The following is a 13,027-nucleotide window of genomic DNA, read 5'->3' as shown; positions in this document are numbered from 1 at the left end:
AACTCGTTATTCGGGGTTCAAATAAGGGAGTACTTGCCATCCAGAGAGATGAACGGCCGGGGGCCCACGGCAACCGTTGAACCGTGAACCCCTGAACCGTGAACCCGCCCTTTACACTTCCTTCTTCTTCCCGGCCTTCATTTTCATGCCGATCCCTTCAAACATATACAGGATGGCCATGCCCCACCACAGGGTGTAGATGACGTAAAAGACCAGACTGAAGGTCAGGATGCCGGCCTTGGAACCGGCGCTTTCAGGGACAATACCGTAAAAATTGTACCCCACTTCCACGGACTTGGAAACCACCTCGGCCACGTGCTTGGCATCCGCGAAGCGCTCCTGGTGATTGAACTCATTTTCTAAATCCTTGAACAGTCGATACCAGACATACATCAGCTCACGGGCTTCGGCCTCGCCGTAACCGTACCGGGCCCCGACCCGTTGACCGTCGTTGTGGAACATATCCCGGGAGTCCGTAATCGTGGCCTGGATGACCAAACCCAGGTCTCCGTCGACGTGTACGGTGGTCCCATCCAGGGAGACTCCGGCTCGCGCGGACTGAAGCATGGCTTGGGCCATCACGGCCCGACGCTCGTTGCCCACGTTCAGGCTGGCCTTGAATGTCTTTCCCAGAAACGGTTCATTTTTCTCTTCCATCTGCTCCATGAAGTACGCCGAGCCCTTGGAGATGGAGTTGAACAGGTTGTCCGCGGCGTGGAAGGCGTTGACCTTGTCGTCATCAAGCCCGGGAAACAACGGCGACCACATCAATCCGAAGATGATGAAAAAACTGGCGGCCAGAAACAACCCGATGTTCAGTTCCTTCTTGTTGATCATGACTATTCCTCCCCTTTCAGGATCTTCATGTTCGTAAAAAACATATAGAAGACCCACGCGGCGAAGATGCCGATAATGATGAAGAATAAAACATTGCCCGTGGCGCTGAGCGCTTTGCCCATGCCCTTGGAGATGTTCAGATAGCCCATGTCGCCCATCTTCTCCGGCAACACGAACAGTCGGTTGATGAACCCGCCCAGAATGGTCGTGGCGTAGAAGCCGCGGATGTAGATGCCCTTGACCACCTTTGTGGTCATGGCCCCGATCTGGATGCCGATCAGTGAGCCCAGCAGCATGCCCATGGCCAGAGTGTAGAAGATGAACCCATAGATGGCGTACTGAGCGATGGAGGCGTAGCCCGCGGTGAAGATGATCTGCAGGATGTCCGTGCCGATGGTGGTGAAGGAGGACACGCCCATCAGGTAGACGAAGATGGGGAAGGTCAGGAAACCGCCGCCCACGCCCATGATCGCGGAGACAAAGCCGACCACCGCGCCGCAGATGGCCACGAACCAGGCTGAAAGCTGCTTGCCTCCGGGAACCAGATCCTGGTCAAAGGAGATCATCGGGGGAATCTTCATGGCCTGAATCTTCGCGGCCACCCCCGGCCCGCTGGGCGCGGAGCCGTGCGCCTCATGGCCGCCGCTGCCGCCGTGGACGTCCACGATATCCACCTTGCGCGCCCGCAGGAAGTCCAGCATGGCGTAGGTGCCCAGAAAGCCCAGCAAGACCACGAACATCACGCTGATGAAGGTGTCGCTAAGAATCGGGTTGATTTCGTACAGGGTCCTGTTGACCACGCCGCCGCCGGTCACGCCCACGCCCGCGCCCACCAGAAAGGCCACGGCCAGGGCCACGGAGACGTTGCCCAACTTCCTGTGGATCACGGTACCCATGATCGCCTTGGCGAAGATGTGAAACAGGTCCGTGCCGACGGCCAGGATACCCTTGATCCCGGCGCTCATCAGGGCCGGGGTGATGATGAAGCCACCGCCCGCGCCGATGCATCCGGTGATCAGGCCGGCAAACATGCCGATCAGGATCGAAATATAGAAGATGAAGGGGGAGTAAAAGCTGGGCATGTAGGAATATTTGCCGCCCAGCATCTCGGGCAAATCCGCGTGGGACAGCCCCACGCCGATGGCACAGGGAATAAGCAGAAGCATCAGAATGAACATCCGCTTCCTGCTCCTGAGAATGTTCATGGACGTATCATAGTCCCACTTGGCGTATTGGACCGCCCCGAGGTGCATCATGGCGGCCAGGTTTCTGAAAAATCGCATTGTTGGATTCCTCCAGGGAAGAAGTTCATATGAGGTGAACGATCCTCGAACAGAGCGAGCGTGTTGGCTATCCTGGTCTTGCCTCACCCCCTTCGCCACGGCTCCGGATCGCTTCGGAGATCTTGTCCAGCAGTTCATCAATGGGACAGGGCTTCATCATGTAATCGAACGCCCCCAGTTCCATGCCTTTATCCGCGGTTTCCAGCGTGGCGTGCCCGGTGAGCATGATCACGGGAACCTCGGAATTGATGCGCTTCAACTCCCGCAACGTGGTCACTCCGTCCATGCCCGGCATGCTCACGTCCAAGACCACGGCGTCAAAAATCTTGGCCTGCATGGCTTCCAACGCCTTTTCCCCGGTGTCCACGCCCTCGGCCGCGATACCGCGCAGCCTTAGCCGCGTGATGACGGTTTCCAAAAAGGTCCGTTCGTCGTCTATCAAGAGAATGTGCATGACGCCTCCTCGGGTTTGCTCAGCGCGGTTCCAGCATCTTGCGGCAAGAATCCATGATCTCGGCGTAAAAGGACTCCACGGGATAGAGATTGAACAGCTTGAACCGAACAATGCCCACCACCATGGCAAAAAGAATGACCGCGGTGCGAAACGGCTTGCAGTCCCGAATGGTGCCGTCTTGCTGGCCCTTTTCGATGCCTTCGATAAATAACTCTAGGAAGCAGTTGTAAATTTCCTCGATGCACTTGCGGCAATCCGGATTCACGGCGGCGAGCTGGTAGGGGTAGTTTCGGAACAAAAGCAGAAATTCGAACTCCATGGTTTCCGAGAGCGTGAAAAACTGGTGCACCGCGCGCTCCACCAAATCCATTCCGGTCCCCTGCTTTTCGATATTCCCCGAGACTTCCCGCAAAATATCCTTCTTCACCTTGATCAGCAGTTCGATCAGGATGCCTTCCTTGTTCTTGAAGTGATGAAAAATGGTTCCCTCGGCGGCACCGCTGAGCTTGGAGAGATCGGCGATGGACGTATCCTTGAAGCCGCGTTCGGCGAACAGCTTCGAGGCCGCGTTGAGGATTTCGATGCGATAAGACACGGCGAACTCCTTAGTTTGATAAATTTCGAACAAGCTCCCGAGTGAGTACTCGGTCAGTTCGATTCGGCCTTATCGATTTCAAAAAAACTTGTCAAGCGCCAAACGTAGTCGAACCAAGTTTTCAAGGAAAAAGCATTTCCGGAGCGCCCTTCCCAATGACAATCCGCCAGCTTGTCGAAATCATCGCTCAAAGGTAAGAAACGGCTGGCTCAGCCGAGCAACCAACCTTTTCTCCAATCCCCTATGCCCTTCGGGCCACTGGAAACCGCCCATGAAACGCAAAAACTCACCCCCAAGCAGTGTTGCCAAGCCTCAAAAAATCATGGTTGTCCTGCATGAGGACGATGTGGCTCCCCGATTCGACTTGGCCCTGGGGCTATTCATCGCCGAGTTCGCCCCCGACGGAGACAAAATCATGGAAAAAACCCTGGTCCTGCCGCATCCGTCGGCAGAGGATCTTTGCCGCCTGATTCTCACCGAAAAGATTACCGTGCTCATCTGTGGCGGAATCGAGCAGGAGTACTTCGACTACCTGACCTGGAAAGAAGTCCGGGTCATCGATTCCGTCATCGGAGACTACCAGTGGGCCGTGAGCCGACACCTGGAGTCCCACCTCCAGTCCGGCGACATTCAACGACCAGCCTGACACAGAGCCCCCTTCCCTCCCTTCCCTCTCCCCTGCTCCACCCCCACCGCTTCAAAATGTTTCAATTAGGGACACCCTAATTGATTCATTTCGATTCATCTTGGCACTCTTCACTCACTTTCGTTTTCTATCACACTGATATCATTACTTGTTACATCTGGCACATGATTTGCTCACCTCTTTGCATTCAGGATGAGGCCAAGGACTTCCGAAGGCATTCACTCTGAAGATCCACGTTCGCGAGGCCGCTGCCCGACCCTGTTCGAGAATCGTTGTCAAAGGAGAGTCAATGTGCCTGCTTGTCATCGAGACCGATCATCTTGTTCGCGATAATTTGACCCATCATCTGCGCCAACGGGGTTTCACGGTGCGCACGGGGCAAAACAGGGCCGGCGTTGCGCATATTCTGAAAGAGTGCGCCGTTGAGGTGGCCCTGCTTGGTTTGGAGGGAGTTGGACGCGAGGGACTGGAGTTCCTGCGGGACATCCGCGCGGCAAGCCCCATGACCAGGGTAATTCTGATGACGCCCCCGGACTGTCTGCACGACGCCATCGAGGGCATAAAAATGGGTGCCTATGACGATGTCCCGGTACCGTACGACATCGACCTGCTCTGCGTGAAGATCAAGCGGGCCGCTTCGCAAGGGGCCAGACGTACAAAACCTCCCTGATTTCGGAAAAGCGGCTATGGAAAGCGATCGATTCCGCGTTCATCGCGGGCGACCGAGATGTAAAACCACGCAACCCGCCGTAACGCCGAGGCGTGAACGACGATGTAACCAAGGAGGATAAACGAGTGAACACCACATTTACCATTCGCGAACTGATGCGTCCGGTGGAGCAGTTTCCACGCATTTCCGGCCGGTCCTTTTTTCATGAAGCCATGCTGGCCCTGCAAAAAGCCGACGAGGCGTTTCAATCCGGAAATGCCAGGCAGCGTATCCTGCTGGTGGAAGACGAAGCGGGAAGGATCATCGGCAAGGTCACCCCTATGGACGTGGTCCGGGGACTGGAGCCCAAGTACGACAGGGTCGAAAATTTCAGCGACGACATCCGCTACGGCGTGCCCCAGGTCGTTCAGTCCATGAAGGAGGAACTGCGCCACTGGCAGGAACCGCTTGACGATCTGTGCCGCAAAGCCGCGGAAGTCCAGGTGGCAACCTTCATGAACAAACCGGAACCGAATCAGACCGTGAACATCGACGAGAAGATGGACAACATCCTGCACACCTTCGTCACCTCTCGCCGCAATTCCCTTTTCGTTGCGGAAAACAACGCCATCGTCGGCCTGCTGCGCTTTTCCGACCTCTATGCGGCGATCTGCAAAGTCGTTCAGTCCTGCGGCCTCAAAACGCCCGCGGCATAGCCGCCGTGCCGCGGCAATATCACCGGTGACCGTTCATAAACAGAATCCACCTCACTTTTCTCAAGGAGCAAAAATCGTGAGCACCATACAGGCAACGCCATCCAAGATCGATTACAAGCGGCTGCTTTTTCTCTTTCTCGGCATCTTTCTGTTCACAATCGTCTACTATGCCCCACCTTGGCCCGACGCCGTGGACCCCATGGGCAAATCATTTGTTCTGTCCAAGGAAGGCAAGGCCGCTATAGCCCTGTTCCTTCTGGCCGGGACTTGGTGGGTGTTCGAGGTTCTGCCCATCGGCGTGACCGGGCTGACCATCGGCGTGGTCCAGGCTCTGTTCTTCATCCGCCCGGCCAGCGCGGCCTTCAAGGACTTCATGGACCCCTCGGTGCTGTTCATCTTCGGCTCCCTGGTCATCGGGATGGTCTTCACCAAGGTGGGAATCACCAAGCGCATGGCCTACAAAATGCTCTCCATCGTGGGCGAACGTACTTCCATGATCTACCTGGGCTGCTTCGTGGTCACGGCCCTGCTGACCCATGTCATGGCCCATACCGCGGTGGCCGCCACCATGTACCCGCTGCTGCTGTCCATCTACGCCCTGTACGGCGAAGGCGACAAACCCACCAAGTTCGGCAAGGGGCTGTTCATCGGCATGGCCTTCGTGGCCGGCGCGGGCAGCATCATCACCCTGCTCGGCGCGGCCCGTGGCATCGTGGCCCTTGGTTTTTACAATGAAATCACCGGCAATGAGATCACTTTTCTGGAACTCAGTTACTACATGGCTCCAGTGGGCTGGTTGATGGTCTTCACGCTTTGGGGACTGATGATGGTTCTCTTCAAGCCGGAAAAGTCCAGCATTGTCGGCCTGCGGGACAAGGCCAGGCAACTCAGTCGGGAAATGGGACCCATCAGCCGCAATGAAATCATCGCCGGTTTCATCATTCTCTCGGTCATTGTTTTCCTGTCCCTGCAGTCCTTCATCCCGGCTCTGGCTCAGTTCAACAAGGCCGCCGTCCTGCTGGTTTCCACAGTTCTGTTCTTCATCCTGAAGATCCTGGATATCAAGGACCTGGAAGACATTCCCTGGAACATCGTTCTGCTCTTTTCCGGGGCCATGAGCATGGGCTTCTGCCTGTGGCAGACCGGGGCCGCCGAGTGGCTGGCCATCAACTGGCTGAGCTTTTTCCAGAACGCCCACTGGTTCATCTTTATCCTGGCCATGGCCTTCTTTGTAATGGTCATGACCAACTTCATCATGAACGTGGCCGCCATCGCCATTTCCATGCCCGTGGCTCTGGTGGTCGCTCCCTACCTCGGCATGGCTCCGGAAGTCGTGGTCTTCGCATGCCTGATCACAGCGGGCATGCCCTTCCTGCTCCTTGTGGGCGCGGCGCCCAACGCCATTGCCTACAATTCCAAGCAGTTCACCAGCGGAGAGTTCTTTGTCGCCGGAATTCCGGCCTCCATTCTGCTCATGGCTCTGGTGGGACTTGCGGTTTTGCTGATCTGGCCGTTACTGGGCATGCCGGTACTGCTCGCCCCATAGGCGTTCTGTAACCCCTCAACTCGCGGCCCCCGGTCCGAAAACAGACCGGGGGCCCACCTCCTTATTCCCGCTCCTCACGCCGGATTTTAACAGCCGGACGTTTTCCTTCGATTTCAACCCGCTCAAGCCGTCTTGATTTACGTGAAAAAAAAAACTATCGGAGAATGTCTCGAAATGAGACTAGCCTTGGGGTGGGGATTTGACATGGCTTTCCATGACGAAACAATATGAAACGCCACACGTCGAATTCGATGCGATGGATACTCGTAACACGTTGAAGCCGCTCTCTATTTACGCGCTCCAACAAAGATCCGCTTAACCGTCCTAAGGCCGCGACAAAGGCCAAGCATGTCGATGAAAACCTCCATCGGCATGTGCTTTTTTGAACAAACTGTTCCAGGCCCGTCCATGGCGGCGATCCGGCCGATGGAGAACCAATGCCCCTGCTTGTCGTCGAATCCGACCAGCTTTTTCGGGACAATTTGGTCCATCATCTCCACCAGCGCGACTTTACGGTCTATACCGGTGAGAATCTGGATGACGTTTTGCGTCTACTCGGGGAACGAACATTCCGCGTCATCCTGCTCGGCTTGAGCGGAGTGGGACGTAAAGGACTGGAGATGTTGCGCTCCATCCGCGCGAACAGTCCGCTCACCAACGTCATCCTGATGACCACCCCGGATTGTTTGCAGTATTCCATCGAAGGGATGAAGATGGGTGCCTTCGACGATATCCTGGCCCCCTGCGACATCGATTTGCTGTGTGCCAAGATCAAACTGGCGGAAACCAAACCACAACCTATATTCCCCGATGCTCCGAACACCTGACGGGGAGGCAAACAGGAGGCTCTCTCGTGGAAACGACGTTGCAAATCAGCGAACTTATGCGTCCCGTGGATCAATTCCCACGGATTTCTGATCAGGCTTTTTTTTACGAAGTCATGCAGGCCCTGGAAAAGGCCAATGAGGAATTTCTGGCCGGCAAGGCCAAGCAGCGCATCCTACTGGTGGAGGACCAAAGCGGTTCCGTTGTGGGCAAGATCTCGCCCAAGGATGTGGTTCGTAGCCTGGAACCCCAGTACGACAAGATCGACAGCTTCAAGGACGACATCCGTTACGGCCTGCCACAAATCGTGGAAAGCATGAAGCGAGACTACATGTTGTGGCAGGAGCCTCTGAGCGACCTTTGCAGCAAAGCCGGAGAAATCAAAGCCGAGCGGATGGTCAGCAAACCCGGGGCCGTCGATTCCGTAAAGCTCACCGACCGCATGGACTCCGCGTTCCACCTCTTCGTCACCACCGGCCACGATTCGCTGTACGTCATGGACGGCGAAAACATCGTCGGCCTGCTGCGCTTTTCCGACATCTACACGGCCATCTGCAAGGTGGTTTCAGCCTGCGGCCTCAAGCCCTCCCAGGCATAACCGACCATACCCTTCACAAAAATAGAATCCCCGAAAACCTTTAAGGAGGACGAGGCGTGAGCGCTGCACAAGCAACCCCATCCAAAATTGATTTCAGACGGCTGTTTTTTCTTTTTCTCGGTCTGTTTCTGTTCACAGTGGTCTACTACTCTCCACCCTGGCCCGACGCCGTGGACCCCATGGGCAAAGCCTTCGTGCTCTCTCCGCAGGGCAAGGCCGCCTTGGCTTTGTTCCTGCTGGCCGGGACCTGGTGGGTCTTCGAGGTCTTGCCCATCGGCGTGACCGGGCTGACCATCGGCGTGGTCCAGGCCCTGTTCTTCATCCGCCCTGCCCAGGACGCCTTCAAGGACTTCATGGACCCATCGGTCCTGTTCATCTTCGGCTCCCTGATCATCGGCGCGGTGTTCACCAAGGTGGGCATCACCAAACGGCTGGCTTACAAAATGCTGATTATCGTGGGCGAGCGAACGTCCATGATCTATCTCGGCTGTTTCGTGGTCACGGCCCTGCTGACCCACGTCATGGCCCACACCGCGGTGGCCGCCACCATGTACCCGCTGCTGCTGTCCATCTACGCCCTGTACGGCGAGGGCGACCGGCCTACCAAGTTCGGCAAGGGGCTGTTCATCGGCATGGCTTTCGTGGCCGGTGCGGGCAGCATCGTCACCCTGCTCGGCGCGGCCCGAGGCATCGTGGCCCTGGGATTCTACGAAGAAATCACGGGAAAAAGCATCTCCTTTTTCGAATTGACCTTCTACATGTTTCCCATCGGCTGGTTGATGGTCTTCCTGCTCTGGGGCTTTTTCATGGTCTTTCTCAAGCCGGAAAAGGCCGTCATTCCCGGACTGCGGGACAAAGCCCGGCAGCTCAGCGCGGATATGGGACCGATCACCCGCAATGAGATCCTGGCGTCCGTGATCATCTTTGGCGTGATCCTGTTCCTGTCCCTGCAATCCTTCATTCCAGCCCTGGCTCCCTTCAACAAGGCCGCGGTGCTCCTGGTTTCCACGATTCTCTTTTTCATCTTGCGAATCCTGGACATCAAGGACCTGGAAGACGTACCATGGAACATCATCCTGCTCTTCGCCGGGGCCATGAGCATGGGATTCTGCCTCTGGCAGACCGGGGCCGCGGAATGGCTGGCCATCAATTGGCTGGGCTTCTTCACCGAGGCGCATTGGTTCGTCTTCGTCATGGCCATCGCCTTCTTCGTCATGCTGATGACCAACTTCATCATGAACGTGGCCGCCATCGCCATCTCCATCCCGGTGTCCCTGGTTGTCGCCCCCTACCTGGGCGTGGCTCCGGAAGTCATTGTTTTCGCCTGCCTGGTCACCGCGGGCATGCCCTTCCTGCTCCTGGTGGGCGCGGCGCCCAACGCCATTGCCTACAATTCCAAGCAGTTCACCAGCGGTGAATTCTTCGCCTACGGCATCCCGGCCTCCATCATGCTCATGGGCCTGGTAGGCTTGGCCGTGCTGTTGATCTGGCCGCTGCTGGGCATGCCGATCCTGCTGGATTGATCCGGCTGACCGACATCACCCCAACCCTCCCGGCCCGCTTTTCGGGCCGGGAGGCTAACCATAAAAAAATGGAGAACCCTACATGAAGTGCAAAGAAGAAATCAGCGCCCTGTTCGACAAGTGGAATCAGGCCGTGCAAAGCGGCAACCCGGACAACGTGGTGGCCATGTACGCCTTCAACGGCATCCTGCTGCCCACGGTGTCCAACCAGGTCCGCCACAACCACGCCGAAATCCGGGACTACTTCGTCCACTTCCTGGCCAAGAAGCCCAGCGGCGTGATCAATGAAAGCAACATCCGGGTCTACGGCGACATTGCCATCAACTCCGGCGTGTACACCTTCACCTTCAGCCCCGACGGCCAGGAACCCTTCTCCGTGGCCGCCCGGTTCACCTACGTCTACCAGTGGTTCGGCGACCACTGGCTGATCGTGGAGCACCACTCCTCGGCTATGCCCGAGAAGTAAAGCGAAACCATCAGGACGGAGGAGAGCGTCTCCTCCGTCCTTTACCCCGCTGAACGTACGATTCAGCACTCTGCCGCTTCATATGCCGCATTGAGATGCCACGGCGGTAACGCACGTCCCACGGTTGAAAAAAACTACAGCATGTTCACCGGATCAAGGTCCAAGGCTACGCGCAGGGGGGAGGATGCCGGGAGAGCAGTGCGCATGACCGTGAAGGCTTCACGCAGGTTTTGCCAGGACATGGCCTTGAGCAGGCACTGGAAGCGTTTACGTCCATTAAGCAAACCCAAAGGGGCCGGGGCCGGGCCGAGAACCCGGAGGCCCAGACGGGCTCCTTCCCGGCGCAGGTGTTCGCCGGCCGTGGCCACCAGGGCCGCGCCCTGCTCCCATTCACGGGGATAGCTCAACCGGACCATTGCCAGCTTCACGAAGGGCGGGTAGGCGAATTTGCGGCGGCGCTCCAGCTCCTGGGCGAAAAACCCCTCGTAGTCGCCGGTCCGAATGTGCTCCCAACAGGGATGGTCCGGATTGCGAGTCTGAATCAGCACCCGGCCCGGCCGATCACCCCGTCCGGCCCGCCCTGCCAATTGGACCAGCAATTGAAAGGTCTTTTCCGCGGCCCGGTAGTCCGGAAGGTTCAGCCCCACGTCCCCGTCCACGGCCACGACCAAGGTCACGTTTGGGAAATGATGGCCCTTGCTGAGCATCTGGGTCCCGACCATCACCTGGGCTCGCCCCTGTCCAAAGGCCTTGAGGATCTGGTCCAGGCTGCCCTTGCGTCGGGTGCTGTCCCGGTCCAGGCGAACAATCCCCAGCCCAGAGGCCCCAAGGTTTTCCAGGTACTCTTCCAGCCCCTCGGTTCCCTCGCCCATGGGCAGGAACCGGGTCCCGCCGCACTGGCCGCAGCCAAAAGGGAAAGGCTGGGCAAATCCGCAATAATGGCACAGCAGGCGTTCCCACCCTTTGTGATAGGTCAGCCCCACTTCGCAACGCGGACACTTGGGGGCCGTGTTGCAGTCCAGGCAGGAAACCAGCGGGGCAAAGCCGCGGCGGTTGAGCAGAAACATAGCCTGCTCTCCGCGCTGCAGCACGGCTTCCAACTCGGATCGACAGACCTGGGAAAGCGGGGCGGAGCGCGATTCCGGGCGCATGTCCACGAGTTGGATTTCGGGCAACGGCTTGCGGCTTACCCGATGACGCAGCGTGACGCGGCTGATTTCGCTCTGGTCCGCGGCGTAATAGGTCTTGATGTCCGGCGTGGCCGACCCCAGCAGCAGCAGACCGCCGTGCTGCTTGATCCGGAAGTAGGCCACTTCCTTGGCCTGATACGTGAAGCCCTCGTCCTGTTTGTAGGAGGCGTCGTGCTCCTCGTCCATCACGATCAGCCCCAGGTTGGCGAAAGGCAAAAAAAGCGCGGATCGAGTACCCACAACGATCTGGGGCGTGGCCTGATGGCGCAGGGCGCGAAACACCCCCAGCCTGGCCCCGGCGGGAAGCGAACCGTGATACCAGTGTCGAGCCGTTCCGGGAAAGAACCGATTCACCTCATTCCATAACTGGGCGGACAAGGCCACCTCCGGAGCCAGCAACAGCACGCTCCTCCCCTGGGCCAGGGCGGCCCGAGCCAACCGCAGATACAGCAAGGTCTTGCCGCTGCCGGTCACGCCGTGGACTAAGCGAACCTTAACTTGCTTCGGGGAATCATGAGCACTCCGGACATCTTCTGGTGCATGGTCCAGGGTCAGACGCAGATCTGCTTCCAGAGCCCCGAGCGCCTCGGTCTGCTCGTCGGTGAGAGGACACCCTTCGAGGGGGGAGCTGCCCGAGGAGGCATCTGGAAGGATGCCTGGGCAAGATTGCTCGGAACCGCGTGGGGCATCTGGAAGCTCTCGGGCCGCCCCGTCAGCCTGCCGGTGAGCCTCTTGGGCGGAAAGAACCGGCACGGCCTGAATCAGCCCCTTGCTGACCAAGTCCGTCAAAACACGCTTGAGACCTTGTTTCGTCTCACGCACGAAACAAGAGCCTTCGTCAGTCCGGTTTCGGTCCGTTTCCCCGACGCACGGAGCCTGCGCGCTCTCCGACTCATGGTGTGCGGCGTGGGATTGATCCTGAACAAGGGCCACGCCCTGGGCGATACCAACCAAGGAAGCGCTGCCGTGGGCGAACAGGTGTTCCAGAACGGCTTGTTGCCGTTTGGCCCTGGGACGCAGGCCCCAGGGAGGATCGCGCAGCAAGGTATAGAGGACCTCGTCGTCCCCCTTGCGCTGGTTTTGCTCCAGACAGAGCCGGCCTTCCATCCACGCCTGCCCGAGCCGCGCCGCCGCCTCAGGGGGAAGACGGCTCATTTCCTCCAAGGTCCATCGCCGTGTCGTGGGCCCGTCCACCAGCCTGAACCGTGGTTGCCCGGAACGCAGGGCCTTGGGCAGGATGCTGGAAAGGACGAGCCCCTCCGGGACCATCTGGCGTCTGGCCAGATGCCGGACCAAGTCCAGAACAGCGTCCGTCAGGAGCAGTTCCTGGTCCAGGGGCCAAATCATGGGCTTCAAGGTCCGCCCCCCCCCGTCTTCGACCGCGGAAGGCTCCATGATCACCCCCATCCGCGTCCTTTTGCCCACCGGGACCATCACGCGTTGCCCGGAGGCCCAGGCCGATGGTGGCAGGCAGTCCGGCGTCGTATAGGTGAAGACGCGGTAAGGCGGGCTGCACAGAGCGACGTTCCAAGCCTGACTCATGGCGCTTGTCCCTCAAAATTAACCAAACACGTGTCCATCAGCCCCAAATGGCTCCTTTGCCGTCGAATTGTCCGGGGGAAGAAACGCAACGAGCCGACCGCACGCCACATGGTGCAGCCGGCTCGAAAAACCGGGGGAATGAAAATCGAGTCCGCCG

13 protein-coding genes are annotated in these 13,027 nt (G+C 58.3%); 8 read left to right on the top strand and 5 right to left on the bottom strand.

Translation table 11 applies throughout. From position 1 onward, the window contains the following. Window positions 1-111: 111 nt before the first annotated feature. From GY33_RS0116140 to GY33_RS0116125, 4 genes are all read right to left on the bottom strand, one after another. Window positions 112-837 carry a hypothetical protein gene (locus tag GY33_RS0116140; RefSeq protein ID WP_051822738.1) on the bottom strand — a complete coding sequence of 242 codons (726 nt, stop codon included), beginning with the start codon at window positions 835-837 and terminating at the stop codon, window positions 112-114. Between the two features lie 2 nt (window positions 838-839). Then, window positions 840-2,120, bottom strand: coding sequence for a sulfite exporter TauE/SafE family protein (locus GY33_RS0116135; protein WP_031388327.1), 1,281 nt, complete (start codon window positions 2,118-2,120; stop codon window positions 840-842). A gap of 67 nt (window positions 2,121-2,187) precedes the next feature. Continuing rightward, on the bottom strand, window positions 2,188-2,574 hold the full coding sequence (locus GY33_RS0116130; RefSeq protein WP_031388326.1) for a response regulator: 387 nt from the start codon (window positions 2,572-2,574) through the stop codon (window positions 2,188-2,190). A 19-nt stretch (window positions 2,575-2,593) separates the two neighbouring features. Beyond that, window positions 2,594-3,169 carry a TetR/AcrR family transcriptional regulator gene (locus GY33_RS0116125; RefSeq protein ID WP_031388325.1) on the bottom strand — a complete coding sequence of 192 codons (576 nt, stop codon included), beginning with the start codon at window positions 3,167-3,169 and terminating at the stop codon, window positions 2,594-2,596. 271 nt (window positions 3,170-3,440) lie between these two features. Here GY33_RS0116125 and GY33_RS0116120 point away from each other — a divergent pair, with 271 nt between their 5' ends. The 8 genes from GY33_RS0116120 to GY33_RS0116085 all read left to right on the top strand — a co-directional run bounded on the left by GY33_RS0116120 (window position 3,441) and on the right by GY33_RS0116085 (window position 10,138). Beyond that, window positions 3,441-3,815 (top strand): hypothetical protein, encoded by a 375-nt coding sequence (locus GY33_RS0116120; RefSeq protein ID WP_051822737.1) that lies wholly within the window; start codon window positions 3,441-3,443, stop codon window positions 3,813-3,815. 289 nt (window positions 3,816-4,104) lie between these two features. After that, window positions 4,105-4,485, top strand: coding sequence for a response regulator (locus GY33_RS0116115; RefSeq protein ID WP_031388323.1), 381 nt, complete (start codon window positions 4,105-4,107; stop codon window positions 4,483-4,485). 125 nt (window positions 4,486-4,610) lie between these two features. Beyond that, window positions 4,611-5,180 (top strand): hypothetical protein, encoded by a 570-nt coding sequence (locus GY33_RS0116110; RefSeq protein ID WP_051822736.1) that lies wholly within the window; start codon window positions 4,611-4,613, stop codon window positions 5,178-5,180. 76 nt (window positions 5,181-5,256) lie between these two features. Next, window positions 5,257-6,726 (top strand): SLC13 family permease, encoded by a 1,470-nt coding sequence (locus GY33_RS0116105; RefSeq protein WP_031388321.1) that lies wholly within the window; start codon window positions 5,257-5,259, stop codon window positions 6,724-6,726. 437 nt (window positions 6,727-7,163) lie between these two features. Further along, window positions 7,164-7,553: a response regulator gene (locus GY33_RS20040; protein WP_051822735.1), complete on the top strand. Its 390-nt coding sequence runs from the start codon at window positions 7,164-7,166 to the stop codon at window positions 7,551-7,553. Window positions 7,554-7,579: 26 nt separating this feature from the next. Beyond that, the gene (locus tag GY33_RS0116095; RefSeq protein WP_051822734.1) at window positions 7,580-8,149 is read left to right on the top strand and encodes a CBS domain-containing protein; all 570 of its coding nucleotides are present in this window, start codon (window positions 7,580-7,582) and stop codon (window positions 8,147-8,149) included. A 56-nt stretch (window positions 8,150-8,205) separates the two neighbouring features. Then, window positions 8,206-9,672 (top strand): SLC13 family permease, encoded by a 1,467-nt coding sequence (locus GY33_RS0116090; protein ID WP_031388318.1) that lies wholly within the window; start codon window positions 8,206-8,208, stop codon window positions 9,670-9,672. Window positions 9,673-9,754: 82 nt separating this feature from the next. Further along, window positions 9,755-10,138 carry an SgcJ/EcaC family oxidoreductase gene (locus GY33_RS0116085; RefSeq protein ID WP_028571243.1) on the top strand — a complete coding sequence of 128 codons (384 nt, stop codon included), beginning with the start codon at window positions 9,755-9,757 and terminating at the stop codon, window positions 10,136-10,138. Between the two features lie 134 nt (window positions 10,139-10,272). On the opposite strand, the gene priA is transcribed toward GY33_RS0116085, so the two are convergent. Next, entirely contained in the window at window positions 10,273-12,870 is a 2,598-nt protein-coding gene (gene priA, locus GY33_RS19390; RefSeq protein WP_035272474.1) for a replication restart helicase PriA, read from the bottom strand. Between the last annotated feature and the right edge of the window lie 157 nt (window positions 12,871-13,027).

The sequence above is a fragment of the Desulfonatronum thiodismutans genome (assembly GCF_000717475.1).
Taxonomy (GTDB): Bacteria; Desulfobacterota; Desulfovibrionia; order Desulfovibrionales; family Desulfonatronaceae; genus Desulfonatronum; species Desulfonatronum thiodismutans.
The sequence above is the reverse complement of the archived record's forward strand: the minus strand, read 5'-3'. Positions and strand labels throughout refer to the sequence as shown.